The following is a 17,417-nucleotide window of genomic DNA, read 5'->3' as shown; positions in this document are numbered from 1 at the left end:
GGCTTTCCGGTTAACCCGCACGTAACATTTCGTTCAAGTTTGTCGTCGCCCGAACTGTGGAGCCGGTCGTGTTTTCCCCCCAGAACAAGTCCCCGTCCGTGGAAGATTCCCTCGCCCTGATCGGCCGCGGTGCCGACGAGCTGCTCAAGCGCGAGGAACTGGAGGCCCGCCTGGCGGCGTCGCTGCAGGCCGGCGGCCGGCCGCTGCGGGTCAAGGCCGGCTTCGACCCGACCGCGCCGGACCTGCACATCGGCCATACGGTGCTGCTGAACAAGATGCGCCAGTTCCAGGACCTGGGGCACCAGGTGATCTTCCTGATCGGCGACTTCACCGGGATGATCGGCGACCCCACCGGCAAGAACGCCACCCGCAAGCCCCTGACCCGCGAGGACGTGCTGGCCAACGCCCGCACCTACGAGGAGCAGGTGTTCAAGGTGCTGGACCGCGAGCGCACCGAGGTCCGCTTCAACAGCGAGTGGTTCGGCAAGATGAGCGCGGCCGACATGATCCGCCTGGCCGGCCAGTACACCGTGGCGCGCATGCTCGAGCGCGACGACTTCGCCAAGCGCTATGCGGCGCAGCAGTCGATCGCCATCCACGAGTTCCTCTACCCGCTGGTGCAGGGCTACGACTCGGTGGCGCTGGAGGCGGACGTCGAACTCGGCGGCACCGACCAGAAGTTCAACCTGCTGATGGGCCGCGGCCTGCAGGAGCACCACGGGCAGAAGCCGCAGATCGTGCTGACCATGCCGTTGCTGGAAGGCCTGGACGGCGTCAACAAGATGAGCAAGTCGCTGGGCAACTACATCGGCATCAGCGAGCCGGCGATCGACATCGTGACCAAGACGATGAAGATCGGCGACGAGCTCACCTGGCGCTGGATCGACCTGCTCAGCTTCGACATTTCCGTGGCCGAGGCGGCGAAGCTGAAGGCCGAGGTCGAATCGGGCGCGCTCAACCCGCGCGAGGTCAAGCTGCGACTGGCGCGCGAGCTGGCCACGCGCTTCCACGACGCCGCCGCGGCCGAGCAGGCCATCGCCGGCTGGCACGCGGTCGTCACCGGCCAGGGCGACACGTCTTCGCTGCCGCTGCAGGACGTGGTGGTGCCGGCCGAAGGCATCCGCATCGCCGCGCTGCTCACCGCCGCCGGAATCACGCCATCCAACTCGGAAGCCAACCGCAAGCTCAAGGAGCGCGCGGTGAAGGTCGAAGGCGCGGTGGTCGAGGATGCGCAGCTGTCGTTCGCGCCGGGCTTCGAGGGCGTACTGCAGGTGGGCAAGCGCAACTTCGCCCGGGTGCGGCTGGTGGCCGGCTGAGCGAAGGAGCCGGCGGCGGTTTCGGCACGGCCACGGTACGGCACGGCGAAAGCGGGAATGCGGGAGCGGAGCTGCGGGTGCGCGGCTCCGGAAGGGGCCGCCGTCCTGCCGCATGGGGGTGCGCCGCTCGGACCGGCATCCATGCCTCACCTCGCGGCCGCAGCCATCCATGGCTGCTCGCACCCCCATGCGACAGGACGACGTCCTCGGTGACCGGGATGGTCGTGGCTTTGTTCGCCGTGGCCGACGGCAACGCCGATGCCGATGCGGCAGCACGCGGGTGGTGATTGTTCTCGGGCAACGGCGACCGGTGCGATCGTGATCGCGGAGTGCAGCAGCCCAGAGTCTTGCTGTGGCTTCCGCAGCCTCAATCCACGCCACGACCCCAACGCCTGCAGGGACGTCGTCGCCCCGGGGGTTGGCCCAAGTGGCACATGGATGTGCCACGACCCGAGTACGGACAGGACGTCCGCCCGAGGGATGGGCCAACCCCCGGGGCGGCGACGGCCCCTTCCGAAGCCAGCACCCCCGCTTCACCGCTCGATGCTTCGAGGTATGAAGGCCTAAAGGGCGATACGACTCCGCCAGCCGCGCGCATCAGAGCGAGTGCGTCACCACGCAGTCGCGACCCGCCCGCTTGGCCGTGTACAGCGCCTCGTCGGCGCCGCGCATCAGCATCGACAGCGGCATCGGACGGTTCGAAACCGCCACGCCCAGGCTCGCGGTGACCCGCACCGGCGGGGCGGGCGCGTCGAGCCGCATCGTCGCCAGCGCCTGGCGGATCCGTTCGGCCAGGTGCTGGGCGTTGGGCGCGTCCGGGCCGGTCACCACGATCACGAACTCCTCGCCGCCGGTGCGGGCGAACACGTCGTGCTCGCGGGTCTGGCCGCGGATGGTGTCGCTGAGCTTCTGCAGCACCAGGTCGCCGATCTCGTGGCCGTAGCGGTCGTTGACCCGCTTGAAGTGGTCCAGGTCCAGCGCGATCACCGCCAGGTGCGCCTCCCGGGTCAGCTGCTCCAGCTCCGGGTCCAGCCGTGCGAACAGGCCGCGGCGGTTGAGAGTGCCGGTCAGCGGATCGAGCATCGCGGTCTGCCGCAGCGACTCGGCGGCACGGAAGCTGGCCAGCATCAGCATGCAGAAGTTGATCAGGTACCAGGTCGACAGGTCGACGTTGACCCAGGCGTCGTTGGGCCCGTACCGGCCGGTCAGGGCCTGCAGCAGGTCGCGGCCGTAGAGGTAGGCCAGCACCGCGCAACCCAGCATCACCAGGCGCGCGGGCACCCGCAGCGGCGGCACGTCCAGCCCGCGCAGCTGCCACAGCACCACCGCCAGCATCGCCAGTTCGGCCACGCTCATCGCCGCGCCCTGTCCGTCGACCGCGTCGCCGGCCAGCCACGCGGCCAGCGACATCGCCACGAAGCCGGGCACCACCATCCACTCCGCGCGCGTGAGCGGCCGCTGCTGGCCGAACTTGATCGCCGCGCCGGTCATCACCGCCAGGCCGCCGCAGGCCAGCACGCCGCCGGTCGCGGCCACCACCGCCGTGGCCGTGGTCGAGCCGGCGCGCTCCAGCCCGGTGGCGGCGCCATCGAGCATCGCCGCGCCCACGGAATAGAAGAAGTGACCCAGCCCCCAGGAGGCGATGCCGCGCACGCCGCGCGACACGCGCGATACGTACCAGAACAGGCCCAGCAGGATCGCCGCCAACGCGCAGTCGGTCAGCAGCAGGTTGTAGAAATCGGTGGTCATCCGCCGCCTCCGTCCCGGCACGGAGCGCCGGTTGCCCCGCGTCCTGCGGGTTCTCCTACCTCGGCGGCAAGGGTCGCCGATGGCGGCGGCGGCCGGCAAGCCCCGGTGGTCGGGGTGGCCGTCGGCGGCGCGCGCGGGCGCCCGCTGGCGCGCCCGCGCGACTGGAGCGGGTTCAGTCGCCCAGGGTCAGCAGCGAGGCGTTGCCGCCAGCGGCGGTGGTGTTGACCGTCACCGTCTTCTCGGTGGCGAAGCGCGGCAGGTAGTGCGGGCCGCCGGCCTTGGGGCCGGTGCCGGACAGGCCCTGGCCGCCGAACGGCTGCACCCCGACCACCGCGCCGATCTGGTTGCGGTTGACGTAGACGTTGCCGACCTTCACCCGCGACACGATCCGCTCGACGGTCTCGTCGATGCGCGAATGCACGCCCAGGGTCAGGCCGTAGCCGGTGGCGTTGACCTGCGCGATCACCGCGTCGAGCTGGTCGGCCTTCCAGCGGATCACGTGCAGCACCGGGCCGAACACCTCGCGCTGCAGTTGCGACAGCGACTGCAGCTCGTAGGCGCGCGGGGCGAAGTAGGTGCCATGCGCGGCCGCTTCGCCCAGGGCCACGGTGGCGATGTGGCGGGCCTCGCGGTCCATGCGCTGCGCATGGGCATCCAGCAGTGCCAGCGCATCGGCGTCGATCACCGGGCCGACGTCGGTGGCCAGCAGGCCGGGATCGCCGACCTTCAGCTCGGCCATCGCTCCAGCAAGCATCGTCATCACCTTGTCGGCGATGTCGTCCTGCACGAACAGCACGCGCGCGGCCGAGCAGCGCTGGCCGGCCGAGGTGAACGCCGAGGCGATCGCGTCCTTGACCAGCTGTTCGGGCAGCGCCGAGGAGTCGGCGATCAGCGCGTTCTGGCCGCCGGTCTCGGCGATCAGCACGGCGATGGCCGCGTCCTCGCGCGCGGCCAGGGCGCGGTTGATCGCACGGGCGGTCTCGGTCGAGCCGGTGAAGGCCACGCCGGCCACGCGCGCGTCGGCGGTCAGTGCGGCACCGACGGTGGCACCGTCGCCGGGCACGAACTGCACTACGTCGGCCGGTACGCCGGCCTCGTGCAGCAGTTTCACCGCCGCATGGCCGACCAGCGAGGTCTGCTCGGCCGGCTTGGCGATCACGCTGTTGCCGGCGGCCAGCGCGGCGCAGACCTGGCCCAGGAAGATGGCCAGCGGGAAGTTCCACGGGCTGATGCACACGAACACGCCGCGGCCCTGCAGCTGCAGCGCGTTGGACTCGCCGGTCGGGCCCGGCAGCTGCTCGGGGGCGCCGAACTGGCGGCGTGCCTGGGCGGCGTAGTAGCGCAGGAAGTCGACCGCCTCGCGGACTTCGGCGACCGAGTCGGGCAGGGTCTTGCCGGCCTCGCGCACGCACAGCGCCATGAACTGCGGCATGCGCTGCTCGAGCAGGGTGGCGGCGTGTTCGAGGATCGCCGCGCGGCTGGCGGCCGGGGTGCGGTCCCAGGCCGGCTGCGCGGCCACGGCATTGGCCAGCGCGCGCTGCACGGTGGCCGCATCGGCCGGCTGCCACTGGCCCACGATCTGGCGGCGGTCGGCCGGGCTGGTCACCGTGATCGCATCGCCGGCAGGGGTGGCGCCCGGCACCAGCGGCGCGGCGCGCCACGGACCGGCATGCTCGTCCAGGCGCGCGGCCAGGGCCTTGAGTTCATTGTCGTCGGCGAAGTTGGCGCCCATGGAGTTGTCCCTGTCGAAGCCTTGCTGGGTATAGAGGTCGCGCGGCAGCGGAATGCGCGGATGCGGAATCGATTCGAAGCCGGCCACGGTGGTTACCGGGTCCTGGATGAGGTCGGCCACCGGCACGTCCTCGTCGGTGATGCGGTTGACGAAGCTGGAGTTGGCGCCGTTCTCGAGCAGGCGCCGCACCAGGTACGGCAGCAGGTCCTCGTGGCTGCCGACCGGCGCATACACCCGGCACGGCACGCCCAGGCGGTCGGCCGGCACGACTTCGGCGTAGAGGTCGTCGCCCATGCCGTGCAGCTTCTGGTGCTCGTAGTCGCGGCCGTTGGCGATCGCGCGGACCGCGGCGATGGTCTGCGCATTGTGCGTGGCGAACATCGGATAAAGCGCGTCGGCGTGGCCGAACATGCGCCTGGCGCACGCCAGGTAGGACACGTCGGTGTTCTGCTTGCGGGTGAACACCGGATAGCCGGCCTGGCCTTCGACCTGGGCGCGCTTGATCTCCGCGTCCCAGTACGCGCCCTTGACCAGGCGCACCGGGATGCGGCGGCCGACGCGGCGGGCCAGGTCGGCGAGGAAGTCGATCACGAACGGCGCGCGCTTCTGGTACGCCTGCACCGCCAGGCCGTAGCCTTCCCAGCCCTCGAGCGAGGGGTCGGAGAAGGTCGCCTCGATCAGGTCCAGCGACAGCTCCAGGCGGTCGCTTTCCTCGGCGTCGACGGTGTAGCCGATGCCGTAGGACTTCGCCAGCCGCGCCAGTTCCAGCACCGCCGGCGCCAGCTCGGCCATCACCCGCTCGCGGTTGGCGTGCTCGTAGCGCGGGAACAGCGCCGACAGCTTGATCGAGATGCTCGGCGCGGCGAACACGCTGTTCGAAGCGGGGTCGCTGCCCACGTAATCGCCGCTGCGCCCGATCGCGTGGATCGCGTCGCGGTAGGCCTGCAGGTAGCGCTGGGCGTCCTTCATGGTCAGCGCGCCTTCGCCGAGCATGTCGAACGAATAGCGGTAGGCGGCGTTGTCGCCCTTCTTCGAGCGCGCCAGCGCCTCGGCGATGGTGCGACCCATGACGAACTGGTGGCCCATGATCCGCATCGCCTGGCGAACGGCCAGGCGCACGACGGGTTCGCCGACCCGGCCGACCAGGCGCTTGAACGCGCCGGGCACGTCGTGGCGGGTGAGGTCGTTGAGGTTGACCAGCTTGCCGGTGAGCATCAGCCCCCAGGTCGAGGCGTTGACCAGCACCGACTCGCTCTGGCCCAAGTGCTTTTCCCAGTCGGCGTCGCCGAGCTTGTCGCGGATCAGCTTGTCGGCGGTCTCCTGGTCGGGGATGCGCAGCAGCGCCTCGGCCACGCACATCAGCAGCACGCCCTCCTCGCTGCCGAGGTCGTACTGGCGCATGAACGCCTCGATCGCGCCCTGGTCCTGGGCGCGGGCGCGCACGCGCCGGACCAGGTCGGCCGCCAGTGCGTCGATCTCGGCCTGGACCAGCGGTTCCTGGCGGGCCTGCAGCAGCAGTTCGCGGACGTGGGTGGCCTCGTCGCGCAGCCAGGCGGCGGTGATCGCCGCGCGCAGCGCCGATGGCGGCGCGGCGGCGGGCGCGACCGGGATGGCGGCGTGCGGCGGGACGGGGGAATGCGGTTCGGGCGAGGCGTTCATGGGCGGGGGTCGGCTCTGGATCGAACGCCCGGGGCGCCCGGCGACGGCCGCAGGGCGGCGTGGCGGGCGCGGGCGGTCTGGCGGGGCGCCAGGCGCGCCATGATCGCCGGGGCCTGGGGTGCTGGCTTGACGGATTCCCGCGCCGCCGCCGCGGGAGGCGGCACAAAGCCGGCGGGCGGCCGCGTAGAGCGGGGCTTGCCCCGCTGGACGTGTCTGGGTGGTGGCCTGCGAAGGGCAGCGGGTACGCGAAGGGCAGCGGGGCAAGCCCCGCTCTACGTCGGTGGGGGCGGCGGGAGGGCGGGAGCGGGCGGCGAGCCACCCCGGCGCATCGGAGCGGCGGGACCGTCAGTCCCGGCGCAGGGCCCGGTATTCGCTCGGGGTCATCCCCACCAGTGCCACGAACCGGCGGGTGAAGGCGCTCTGGTCGCCGAACCCGCAGGCCTGGGCGATCGAGGCGATGCTGCCGGGGCCGTGCAGCCGGTGCATCGCGGCCTGGATCCGGATCCGGGTCAGCAGTTGCAGCGGCGCCAGCTGGAACACCTTCTGGAAGGTGCGCTCCAGCTTGGACTCGGAGAAGCCGGTGATCGCCAGCAGGTCCTGGACGCGGACGTTCTCGGCGTAGTGCCGGTTCATGTGGACCAGCGCTTCCCGCAGCGAGCGGTAATCGGCCTCCAGGCCCTCGCGGCTGGCCAGGTCGCGGGAGATCCCGATCAGCCCGATGACCTCGCCGTCGCGCAGCAGCGGCCGCTTGCAGGTCAGGCACCAGCCGGGCTCCTGGTCGGGGAACAGCTGCAGCTCGAGCAGGTTGTCGATCACCGCCCCTTCCAGCACCTGCTGGTCCTGCAGGCCGTAGGTGGCGCCCAGGCCGCTCGGGTACACCTCGCTGGCGCGCCGGCCGATGATGTCCCGGCGCGAGCGCAGCCCCAGCCGGCGCAGCATGGTGGCGTTGACATGGGTGTAGCGGCCTTCCCGGTCCTTGATGAAGAACAGGACGTCGGGGATCGAGTCGAACAGGGCCTCGACCTCGGCGGCGTCCACGGTCGGCAGGGCAGGCTTCACGTCGCGGCGGCGCAGGTCTTTCCGGGGAGGCGCCATTCTAGGGCCGGCGGCGGGCCGGAGCGGCCGCCCGCCTCGCGCCGGCGCTGCGCGGGCGGCCGTGGCGGCCCGCCAGGGCGGGCCCGCGCGGCCTGCGCCGGATCAATGCAAGTTGCCGCTGGATATGCCCAACGCTTACCATCCCGGTGTTTTCCGCAGGCGGCAAGCGGCGGTGGGCGGCATGATCGAGGTGGTTCCGGGCAGGTCCGGCGATGCCGGCGCGCAGTTGCGGCTGCGCCCGCCGCGGGCCCTGTCGGCCCGCCAGTTCAGGGGCCTGTTCACCGCGCTCTCGGGGGCGATGTGGCTGGTGGCCGGGCTCGGCTGGCTGGCCGGCAACGTCTTCGCACCGGCCTTCGCCCTGCTGCACAGCGCGGGGCTCGCGCTGGCGCTGCGCTGGCTGTGGCGCAGCGGGGAACGCGGCGAGGAGATCGCCATCGGCGCGGGGGCGGTGGAAGTCCGCCGCGGCGCCGATATCGTCTTCAGCGCCCATCCGCACTGGGTGCGGATGCAGCGGGAAGGGGACGACGGCAGGGTGATGCTGTCGTCCAGCGGCAGGCGGGTGGAGGTGGGCGCTTTCCTGGGCCCGGCCGAACGCTCGCAGCTGGCAGGGTGTTTGAAGCAGTTCCTGGCGGCCGCCGATGGCGACGGCCGCAACCGATGACGCAACCAGGGTCTAGGCAATGATGCAAGCGAAGGGATGGTGGAAGCGGTGGATGGCGGCAGGCGCGCTGTTGGCGGCGCCGGCGCTGGCCTGGGCCCAGTCGGCGGACCCGCACCGCTGGCAGCTGAACATGGGGCGCGGCGTGACCGCCTCCTCGCAGAACGCCTATGAAGCCCACATGATCGTGCTGATCGTCTGCGTGGTCATCGGCGTCATCGTGTTCGGCGCGATGGGCTACGCGATGTTCAAGTTCCGCCGCTCCAAGGGTGCGGTCGCGGCGCAGTTCAGCCACAACACCACCGCCGAGGTGATCTGGACGGTGATCCCGGTGCTGATCCTGATCGCGATGGCGTGGCCGGCCACGGCCAAGCTGATCGCGATGTACGACACCCGCGATTCCGAGATGACGGTAAAGGTCACCGGCTACCAGTGGATGTGGAAGTACGAGTACCTGGGCGAGGGCGTGGCCTTCACCAGCCGCCTGGACCGCGAGTCCGACCGCATCCGCCAGAGCGGCGAGCAGCCGACCCACGAGGCGAACCCGCACTACCTGCTGGACGTGGACAACCGCCTGGTGCTGCCGGTGGACACCAAGGTCCGCTTCGTCATCACCGCCGACGACGTGATCCACGCCTGGTGGGTGCCGGCCCTGGGCTGGAAGCAGGACGCCATCCCGGGCCTGATCAACGAGGCCTGGACCGAGATCAAGGAGCCTGGCGTGTACCGCGGCCAGTGCGCCGAGCTGTGCGGCAAGGACCACGGCTTCATGCCGATCGTGGTCGAGGCGGTGTCGAAGGACGAGTTCGCGCGCTGGCTGGCGGCGAAGAAGCCGGCACCGGCCGCGCCGCCTGCCGCCGAGGCGCCGGCCCCGGCGGCCGAAGCGCCGGCCGACGCCGCCACGCCGGCCGACGCCGCGCCGCAGGATGCCGCGCCCGAAGGCGCCGCCGCGCAGGGCTGATCCGACGAACACGCAACGGCCGCCGCGCGGCCGCCACGCAAACGCATTCCAGAGGTAGCAACGCCATGGCCCATTCCGCCGCCGGACACCACGACGACCCCCACGGCCACAAGCAGGGGTTCTTCGAGCGCTGGTTCTTCTCCACGAACCACAAGGACATCGGCACGCTGTACCTGCTGTTCTCCTTCACCATGTTCATCATCGGCGCGGCCATGTCGGTGGTGATCCGCGCCGAGCTGATGAAGCCGGGCCTGCAGTTCGTCAGCCCCGAGTTCTTCAACCAGATGACCACGGTGCACGCGCTGGTCATGATCTTCGGCGGCGTGATGCCGGCCTTCGTCGGCCTGGCCAACTGGATGATCCCGCTGCAGGTCGGCGCGCCTGACATGGCGCTGCCGCGCATGAACAACTGGTCCTTCTGGATCATGCCGTTCGCGTTCACCCTGCTGCTGATGACCCTGTTCCTGCCCGGCGGCGCCCCGGCCGGCGGCTGGACGCTGTACCCGCCGCTGTCGCTGCAGGGCGGCTACAACGTGGCCTTCACGATCTTCGCCATCCACATGATGGGCGTCAGCTCGATCATGGGCGCGATCAACATCATCGCCACCGTGCTGAACATGCGCGCCCCGGGCCTGGACCTGCTGAAGATGCCGATCTTCTGCTGGACCTGGCTGATCACCGCGTTCCTGCTGATCGCGGTCATGCCGGTGCTGGCCGGCGCGGTGACCATGCTGCTGACCGACAAGTTCTTCGGGACGAGCTTCTTCAATGCGGCCGGCGGCGGCGACCCGGTGATGTTCCAGCACATCTTCTGGTTCTTCGGCCATCCCGAGGTCTACATCATGATCCTGCCCGCCTTCGGCGTGGTCAGCGAGATCATCCCGACTTTCAGCCGCAAGCCGCTGTTCGGCTACCAGGCCATGGTCTACGCGACCGCCTCGATCGCGTTCCTGTCGTTCATCGTCTGGGCCCACCACATGTTCACCGTGGGCATGCCGCTGGGCGGCGAGATCTACTTCATGTTCGCCACGATGCTGATCGCGGTGCCCACCGGCGTGAAGGTGTTCAACTGGGTCAGCACGATGTGGAAGGGCTCGCTCACCTTCGAATCGCCGATGCTGTGGTCGGTGGCCTTCGTGATCCTGTTCACCATCGGCGGTTTCTCCGGCCTGATGCTGGCGATCGTGCCGGCGGACTTCCAGTACCACGACACCTACTTCGTGGTCGCGCACTTCCACTACGTGCTGGTGACCGGCGCGGTGTTCGCGCTGATCGCTGCGGTCTACTACTGGTGGCCGAAGTGGACCGGCCGCATGTACAGCGAGAAGGCGGCCAAGTTCCACTTCTGGTGGACGATGGTGTTCGTCAACCTGCTGTTCTTCCCGCAGCACTTCCTCGGCCTGGCCGGCATGCCGCGCCGCATCCCGGACTACAACGTGGTGTTCGCCGACTGGAACCTGGTCAGCTCGATCGGCGCGTTCGGCATGTTCGTCACCCCGTTCATGATGGCGGCGATCCTGTGGCACTCGCTGCGCAACGGCGCCAAGGCCGAAGCGCGCGCCTGGGAGTCGGCGCGCGGCCTGGAGTGGACCGTGCCGTCGCCGGCGCCGCACCACACCTTCGCCACCCCGCCGGTGATCAAGGACGGCGACCTGGCCCACGGCGACGTGAGCCATTGAGGCGAGTCCCTCGCAAGAGCCCGCACATCCATGTGCGGGTTATCAAATGTAGGAGCCGATTCATCGGCGACGTGAACCCCTGAGAAGCACGGATCCATGACCGCACCGGGCAACCACAACCAGGACAGCGCGCAGCGCCGCAAGGGCGTGGTGCGCACGGCGCTGGTGCTGGGCGTGGTCGCGCTGGCGATCTACGTGGGCTTCATCCTGTCGGGCGTGCTCAACGCATGAGCCAGGCGCAGTCCCCGGCCAGGCGTGGCGCCGGTTGGCTGAAGCTGGCAGGCGTGGCCGTGCTCGCGTTCGCGTTCACCTTCTCGCTGGTCCCGCTGTACCGGATCGCGTGCGAGAAGGTGTTCGGCATCCGCCTGGAGGGCGGCACCGGGCAGGCCCGTGCCGGCGCCGTCGCCGCGGCCGGCGCAGCCGAGCGGCAGTCGCGCACCGTCAGGGTGCAGTTCGACGGCGGGGTCAATTCGAAGTTGCCGTGGGCGTTCGAGCCCGAGCAGCTGACCATGGACGTGGTGCCGGGCGAACTCAACGAGGCGCTGTACTTCGCCCGCAACGACGGCGACCGGCCGATCGTCGGGAGCGCGGTGCCCTCGGTGGCGCCTGCGCGCGCCTCGGCCCATTTCACCAAGACCGAGTGCTTCTGCTTCACCGCCCAGACCCTGCAGCCGGGCGAGAAGCGCGACATGCCGGTGCGCTTCATCGTCGACCCCGACCTGCCGGACGACGTCAGGACGATCACCCTGTCCTACACTTTCTTCAAGAACGAGGACCTGACCGCGCGACTGGGCGCGGCGCAGGCCACCAACGCGCCGCACGCGGCGCCCTGACGAGCACGGAACCACCGCCATGGCCCAACCGCAGACGGACCACTACTTCGTACCGACCCACAGCAAGGCGCCGATCATGGCCTCGGTCGCGCTGTTCACGCTGATGATCGGCGTGGCCAGCTGGCTCAACGGCCTCGGCTGGGGCAAGTGGGTGTTCTTCACCGGCGTGGCCGCGATGCTGGCGGTGCTGTTCTACTGGTTCAGCGAAGTGGTGCGCGAATCCCTGGCCGGCCACTACAACCGCCAGGTCGACGTCTCGTTCCGGATGGGGATGATCTGGTTCATCTTCTCCGAGGTGATGTTCTTCGCCGCGTTCTTCGGCGCGCTGTTCTACGCCCGGCTCCTGGCCCTGCCATGGCTCGGCGGCGAAGGCGACGGCGTGATGACCAACGCCCTGCTGTGGGACGGTTATTCCGCCGCCTGGCCGACCGCCGGCCCGGGCCAGGTCGGTGGCCAGTTCCAGACCATCCCGGCCTGGGGCCTGCCGCTGCTCAACACCCTGATCCTGCTGACCTCCGGCGTGACCCTGACCATCGCCCACCACGCGCTCAAGGCCAATGCCCGCCGCCAGGTGCTGCTGTGGCTGGGCCTGACGGTCCTGCTCGGCCTGCTGTTCCTGTTCTTCCAGGCCGAGGAGTACATCCACGCCTACAAGGAGCTGAACCTGACCCTGGGTTCGGGCATCTACGGCTCGACCTTCTTCATGCTCACCGGCTTCCACGGCGCGCACGTGCTGCTGGGCACGATCATGCTGGCGATCATGTGGCTGCGGGTGGCCAAGGGCCACTTCACCCCCGACAACCATTTCGCCTTCGAAGCGGCCGCGTGGTACTGGCACTTCGTGGACGTGGTCTGGCTGGCGCTGTTCCTGTTCGTCTACGTGCTGTAAGGGCGGGATTCGCGAGCTGGGATCCGGGTTTCGCAGACGCGAACCGTGCAGTCCCCCTCAAGGGCGCCCTCGCGGCGCCCTTGGCTTTTCACCAATCCCGAATTCCCGATGCCGTATGCCGGGTGCCGATTCAGCCGCCGACGCCGTGCGGCTGGATAACCCCGGTCCAGATGCCGAGGATGACCAGCAGGATCAGCGCCACCGACAGGCCGATGCGGCGGGTGAGCGCATTGACCGTGCGCTTGCTCTGGCCGCGGTCGACCAGCAGGTAGTACAGGGCCGAGCCGAGGTTCCAGAGGATGACGAGCAGGAACGCCACCACCAGCAGGGTCTTGAGCGAATCGTTCATGGCGCGGGCCTCGGCGGCGACGTGGATGCAGTGCCCGGCATTATCGCAGGCACGCACGGGCCTGGCGCGATGAGCAGCCGACGCCTGCCATTGTGGGCCGGCTGGCTGCTGGCGCTGGCCGTGGCGGCGGCATGCGCCTCGCTGGGCGCGTGGCAGCTGCAGCGCATGCACGCCAAGCAGGCCCAGGTGGATGTCGCCGCGCAGGTCCTGGCCGACCGCCGTGCCGATCCGTTGTCCGCCGCGGCCGATCCGGCGAGCGCGCGCGGCTACCGGTGGTCCGCCGGGGAGGGCGCGTTCCTGCCGTTGCCGGCGGTGCTGCTGGACAACCAGAACCGTGGTGGCCGCGCGGGCGTGCATGCGTACCGGGTGTTCCAGCCGCGGGCGGAGCACGCCACGCCGCTGCTGGTCGACCTGGGCTGGCTGCCGCTTCCGGGCGACCGCCGCCTGCCCGACGTGCCGCGGCCGCCGGCCACGCGCGTGGCCGGCCTGCTGGCGCCGCCGCCCTCGCCGGGCCTGGTCGCGCCGGTGCTCGAGGTGCAGGCCGATGGCACGCTGCTGGCCGTGGTGCTGGAGCCGGCGGCAGTGGCGGATGCGCTGGGCCTGCCCGCGCTGGCGCCGCGCGTGCTGCGGCTCGACCCCGACCTGCCCATGGGCTACGCGCGGGACCTGGAAGTGCTGGCCAACACGCTGCCGCCGGAGCGCCACCTGGGCTATGCCGTGCAGTGGTTCGCCCTGTCGGCGGCGGTGCTGGTGATCGCGCTGCTGCTGACGCTGCGGGCCCGTCGCCGGCGCTGAGCCCGTCGATAGCGCGTGTCGTGCGAAAATCCCGCCCATGAACCTGCCTGCCCCCGATCCTGCCCGCACCCGCCGCGGGCGCCTGATGCTGGTCGCGTTGTTCCTCCTGTTCTTCGGCAGCGCCGCCGGTGCCGGCCTGCTGCGCCTCAGCGGCTGGATGCCCGCGGGCCTGAAGAACCACGGCGAGCTGTTGCAGCCGCCGGCCGACCTGCGCGAGATGCGCCCGTTGCTCGCCGACGGCACGCCCTACGAATGGAACCCGGCGTCCCGCACCTGGCGGATCGCAGTCGCGCCGCCGGCCGGATGCGCGGCCGACTGCGGGCACCTGCTCGCCGAACTGGACAAGGTGTGGCGGCTGTTTGGCCACAACGCCGACAAGGTCGAGATCCTCTGGCTGGGCCCCTTGCCGCCCGGAGCACCCGCGTTGCCCGAGTTGCGGCCGCTGCGCGCCGACGACACCCTGCGAGCGGCCCTGCCGCGCGCCGACGACCCGGCCGGCATCCCGCTGTACGTGATCGATCCCAACGGCTTCGTGATCCTGCGCTATCCGCCGCAGGCCGACCCGGCCGGCATCCGCACCGATGTCGCCCGCCTGCTGAAACTCAAGTGAGGTCACTGCGCCGATGAACGCGATCGTCCGGCCCGCGCTGGCCCGCCATTTCCACCGCATCGCCTGGCTGGCGGTGCTGCTGACGGCCTGCGTGGTGGTCTTCGGCGCCTTCGTGCGCTTGTCCGACGCCGGCCTGAGCTGCCCGGACTGGCCGACCTGCTACGGCCGCGCGACCTGGCCGTCGGCGCCGCAGGATGCGGCCGCGCATGCGGCCAGCGAGATCCGCCCGTTCGAGACCCACAAGGCCTGGCGCGAGCAGGTGCACCGCCACCTGGCCGCCTCGCTCGGCGTGCTGGTGCTGGTGCTGGCGCTGCTGGCCGCGCGCCGGCGCCGGTTCGGCGTCGCCCAGGTCGTCGGCGCATCGCTGCTGGTGGCCGCGGCCATACCGGCCTACATGCAGGGGCATATCGGCCTGGCCTTCGCGCTGGCGGGGGCGGGCGAGGCGGTTCTGCTGCTGGCGGCCCTGCGCTGGTCGAACATCGACCTGGCGCGCGCGGCGGCGCTTACCCTGGCGGTGATCGTGTTCCAGGCGCTGCTCGGCAAGTGGACCGTGACCCTGCTGCTCAAGCCGATCATCGTGATGGGCCACCTGCTCGGCGGCCTGGCCACGTTCTCGCTGTTGTTGTGGATGGCCTGGCGCGCGACCGGCCTGCCGATCCGCCTGGCCGATGCGCGCTGGCTGCGGCGCTGGGTGATCGCCGGCATCGTCCTGCTCGGCGTGCAGATCGCGCTCGGCGGCTGGACGAGCGCCAACTACGCCGCGCTCGCCTGCGGTGGCGGCGGCTGGACCACCGCGCAGCATCACTACCTCGACTTCCCGCGATGCGTAGGCCAGTGGTGGCCGCCGGCGGATTTCCACGAGGGCTTCGTCCTCTGGCGCGGCGTCGGCGTGGACTACGAGGGCGGCGTGCTGGACGGCGCCTCGCGCATCGCCATCCAGATGGCGCACCGGATGATGGCGGTGGTGGTGGCGGTGTACCTGCTGTGGCTGGCGCTGCGCCTGTACCGCCTGCCCGGCATGCGCGGCTGGGCAACCGCCCTGGGCCTGCTGGTGGTCGCGCAGGTCAGCCTCGGCATCCTCAACGTCAAGCTCGCGCTGCCGCTGTCGGTGGCGGTGCTGCACAACGCCGGCGCGCTGGCGCTGCTGTTCGTGCTGGTGACGCTGCTGGCGCGCCTGAAGGAACCCGAGTCGGTCGCATGAGCGCCATTCCCCTCTGGCGCCAGTACCTGGAACTGACCAAGCCGCGCGTGGTCGCGCTGCTGGTGTTCACCGCCCTGGTCGGCATGTTCCTGGCGGTGCCCGGCCTGCCGCCGGCGCGCGAAGCGCTGCTCGGCCTGCTGGGCATCTGGCTGGCCGCGTCCTCGGCCGCGGCGATCAACCACCTGATCGACCAGCGCATCGACAAGGTCATGGCGCGCACCGCGCACCGGCCGCTGGCCACCGGCGCGTTGCGGCCGGCACAGGTGCTGGCCTTCGCGCTGGTGCTCGGCGCCGCCTCGATGCTGGTGCTGGTGCTGTGGGTGAACACCGTCACCGCGGTGCTGACGTTCGCCTCGCTGATCGGCTACGCGGTGGTCTACACCGGCTGGCTCAAGCGCGCCACGCCGCAGAACATCGTGATCGGCGGCGTGGCCGGCGCGGCGCCGCCGTTGCTGGGCTGGGCGGCGGTCACCAACATGGAAGGGGCGTGGGACTGGCAGCACGCGCTGCTGCTGGTGCTGATCATCTTCGTGTGGACGCCGCCGCACTTCTGGGCGCTGGCGATCTTCCGCCGCGAGGACTACGCCCGCGCGCTGATCCCGATGCTGCCGGTCACCCACGGCGTCACCTACACCCGCTGGCAGATCCTGTTCTACACCGTGCTGCTGCTGCAGGTGAGCATCCTGCCGGTGGTGTTCGGCATGAGCGGCTTCTTCTACCTGGGTGGCGCGCTGGTGCTGGGCAGCGTGTTCCTCTGGTACGCCTGGCGGCTGCTGGATCCGCCGGACGAGTTCTTCGCCATGCGCGTGTTCAACTACTCGATCATCTACCTGATGGCGCTGTTCGCCTTCCTGCTGGTCGACCACTGGCTGCCTCTGCTGCTGCCAGCCTGAAGCGGCGGCTCGGTCGCCGCCACCGCGACCTGGTCCCCGTAGAGCGGGGCTTGCCCCGCTGCACTTCGCGTGCCGCGGAGGCCTCCAGGGGCAGCGGGGCAAGCCCCGCTCTACGGGGCGGTCTGCCCACAGGCATCGACAGCCTGTGGCTGGCCGCGCCGGACCCGGATCCGGCGCGGCCGGTCTGGCCGGTATCGAGGACCGTCAGCCGCCGCCCGCCTCGCCGGCCGAGGCGGCGGTCTTCTTCTCGCGGCTGCGGATCCACATGTTGATCGCCTCGACGAACACCGAGAAGGCCATGGCGGTGTACACGTAGCCCTTCGGGATGTGCATGCCGAAGCCGTCGGCGATCAGCACCAGGCCGATCATGATCAGGAAGCTCAGCGCGAGCACCTTGACCGTCGGATGGCGCTCGACGAAGTCGCCGATCGGGCCGGCGAAGGCCAGCATGAAGGCGATCGACACCACGATCGCGGTGACCATGACCCAGCGCTCGTCGACCATGCCGACCGCGGTGATGATCGAGTCCAGCGAGAACACGATGTCCAGCACCATGATCTGGGCGATCACGCCGGCGAACGAGGTGGCCGCGCGCTTGAGCGAAGGGTCGCCGCCGGCGCCCTCGACCTTGTGGTGGATCTCCAGCGTGGCCTTGGCGATCAGGAACAAGCCGCCGCCGATCAGGATCATGTCGCGCCACGAGAACGGCTGGCCAAAGGCTTCGAAGACCGGATAGGTCAGGCGCGTGATCCAGACGATGGCGAACAGCAGGCCCAGTCGCGTGATCGCCGCGCCGGCGATGCCCAGCCGGCGCGCGCGGGCGCGCTGCTCCGGCGGCAGGCGCCCGGCGAGGATCGAGATGAAGATGATGTTGTCGATGCCCAGGACCAGCTCGAGCGCGGTCAGGGTCGCCAGGGCGATCAGGATTTCGGCGGTGAACAGGGATTCCATGGCGGGTTCGGTCGAAGGGGTGCGGCCGGAGGGTGCCCGCGTGCGGG

16 protein-coding genes are annotated in these 17,417 nt (G+C 70.5%); 11 read left to right on the top strand and 5 right to left on the bottom strand.

Annotated elements, in window-relative coordinates; all coding sequences use genetic code 11:
- Positions 1-68 precede the first annotated feature (68 nt).
- Positions 69-1,316, top strand: coding sequence for a tyrosine--tRNA ligase (gene tyrS, locus ABKA19_RS00930; protein ID WP_353687243.1), 1,248 nt, complete (start codon positions 69-71; stop codon positions 1,314-1,316).
- A gap of 597 nt (positions 1,317-1,913) precedes the next feature.
- Here the strand turns inward: tyrS and ABKA19_RS00925 are convergent.
- From ABKA19_RS00925 to ABKA19_RS00915, 3 genes are all read right to left on the bottom strand, one after another.
- On the bottom strand, positions 1,914-3,065 hold the full coding sequence (locus ABKA19_RS00925; protein WP_353687242.1) for a GGDEF domain-containing protein: 1,152 nt from the start codon (positions 3,063-3,065) through the stop codon (positions 1,914-1,916).
- Between the two features lie 172 nt (positions 3,066-3,237).
- Complete coding sequence (gene putA / locus ABKA19_RS00920) at positions 3,238-6,456, bottom strand: bifunctional proline dehydrogenase/L-glutamate gamma-semialdehyde dehydrogenase PutA (protein ID WP_353687241.1); 3,219 nt, start codon at positions 6,454-6,456, stop codon at positions 3,238-3,240.
- Between the two features lie 345 nt (positions 6,457-6,801).
- Complete coding sequence (locus ABKA19_RS00915; protein WP_502945708.1) at positions 6,802-7,503, bottom strand: PAS domain-containing protein; 702 nt, start codon at positions 7,501-7,503, stop codon at positions 6,802-6,804.
- Positions 7,504-7,732: 229 nt separating this feature from the next.
- Here ABKA19_RS00915 and ABKA19_RS00910 point away from each other — a divergent pair, with 229 nt between their 5' ends.
- The 6 genes from ABKA19_RS00910 (at position 7,733) to ABKA19_RS00885 (ending at position 12,571) form a co-directional block, all read left to right on the top strand.
- The gene (locus ABKA19_RS00910) at positions 7,733-8,212 is read left to right on the top strand and encodes a DUF2244 domain-containing protein (protein ID WP_353687239.1); all 480 of its coding nucleotides are present in this window, start codon (positions 7,733-7,735) and stop codon (positions 8,210-8,212) included.
- 52 nt (positions 8,213-8,264) lie between these two features.
- Complete coding sequence (gene coxB, locus ABKA19_RS00905; RefSeq protein WP_502945679.1) at positions 8,265-9,170, top strand: cytochrome c oxidase subunit II; 906 nt, start codon at positions 8,265-8,267, stop codon at positions 9,168-9,170.
- Positions 9,171-9,235: 65 nt separating this feature from the next.
- Positions 9,236-10,849, top strand: a complete 1,614-nt coding sequence (gene ctaD / locus ABKA19_RS00900; RefSeq protein WP_353687237.1) for a cytochrome c oxidase subunit I — start codon at positions 9,236-9,238, stop codon at positions 10,847-10,849.
- Between the two features lie 96 nt (positions 10,850-10,945).
- Positions 10,946-11,080: a hypothetical protein gene (locus ABKA19_RS00895; protein WP_274381861.1), complete on the top strand. Its 135-nt coding sequence runs from the start codon at positions 10,946-10,948 to the stop codon at positions 11,078-11,080.
- Positions 11,077-11,682: a cytochrome c oxidase assembly protein gene (locus tag ABKA19_RS00890; protein WP_353687236.1), complete on the top strand. Its 606-nt coding sequence runs from the start codon at positions 11,077-11,079 to the stop codon at positions 11,680-11,682. The genes ABKA19_RS00895 and ABKA19_RS00890 overlap by 4 nt, the downstream gene beginning before the upstream one ends.
- Before the next feature lie 19 nt (positions 11,683-11,701).
- Entirely contained in the window at positions 11,702-12,571 is an 870-nt protein-coding gene (locus tag ABKA19_RS00885; RefSeq protein ID WP_162376854.1) for a cytochrome c oxidase subunit 3, read from the top strand.
- Positions 12,572-12,701: 130 nt separating this feature from the next.
- Here ABKA19_RS00885 and ABKA19_RS00880 read toward each other — a convergent pair whose 3' ends face one another.
- Positions 12,702-12,920: a twin transmembrane helix small protein gene (locus ABKA19_RS00880; protein ID WP_162376855.1), complete on the bottom strand. Its 219-nt coding sequence runs from the start codon at positions 12,918-12,920 to the stop codon at positions 12,702-12,704.
- A 69-nt stretch (positions 12,921-12,989) separates the two neighbouring features.
- Between ABKA19_RS00880 and ABKA19_RS00875 the strand changes: the two genes are divergently transcribed.
- Genes ABKA19_RS00875 through cyoE form a run of 4 tightly spaced genes read left to right on the top strand, consistent with a single transcriptional unit; the run spans position 12,990 to position 16,419 of the window.
- A complete protein-coding gene (locus ABKA19_RS00875) occupies positions 12,990-13,715 on the top strand; it encodes an SURF1 family protein (protein WP_353687235.1) in 726 nt (241 codons plus the stop codon).
- A gap of 37 nt (positions 13,716-13,752) precedes the next feature.
- Positions 13,753-14,325 (top strand): redox-active disulfide-containing membrane protein, encoded by a 573-nt coding sequence (locus ABKA19_RS00870; protein ID WP_162376857.1) that lies wholly within the window; start codon positions 13,753-13,755, stop codon positions 14,323-14,325.
- Between the two features lie 13 nt (positions 14,326-14,338).
- Positions 14,339-15,526 carry a COX15/CtaA family protein gene (locus ABKA19_RS00865; RefSeq protein WP_353687234.1) on the top strand — a complete coding sequence of 396 codons (1,188 nt, stop codon included), beginning with the start codon at positions 14,339-14,341 and terminating at the stop codon, positions 15,524-15,526.
- On the top strand, positions 15,523-16,419 hold the full coding sequence (gene cyoE, locus ABKA19_RS00860) for a heme o synthase (protein WP_353687233.1): 897 nt from the start codon (positions 15,523-15,525) through the stop codon (positions 16,417-16,419). The genes ABKA19_RS00865 and cyoE overlap by 4 nt, the downstream gene beginning before the upstream one ends.
- Positions 16,420-16,623: 204 nt before the next feature.
- Here cyoE and ABKA19_RS00855 read toward each other — a convergent pair whose 3' ends face one another.
- Positions 16,624-17,370: a TerC family protein gene (locus ABKA19_RS00855; protein WP_353687232.1), complete on the bottom strand. Its 747-nt coding sequence runs from the start codon at positions 17,368-17,370 to the stop codon at positions 16,624-16,626.
- Positions 17,371-17,417: the final 47 nt, after the last annotated feature.

The sequence above is a fragment of the Pseudoxanthomonas sp. Soil82 genome (assembly GCF_040446535.1).
Lineage (GTDB): Bacteria > Pseudomonadota > Gammaproteobacteria > Xanthomonadales > Xanthomonadaceae > Pseudoxanthomonas > Pseudoxanthomonas kaohsiungensis.
Note: the sequence above shows the minus strand (reverse complement) of the source record. Positions and strands in the feature narration are given on the sequence as shown.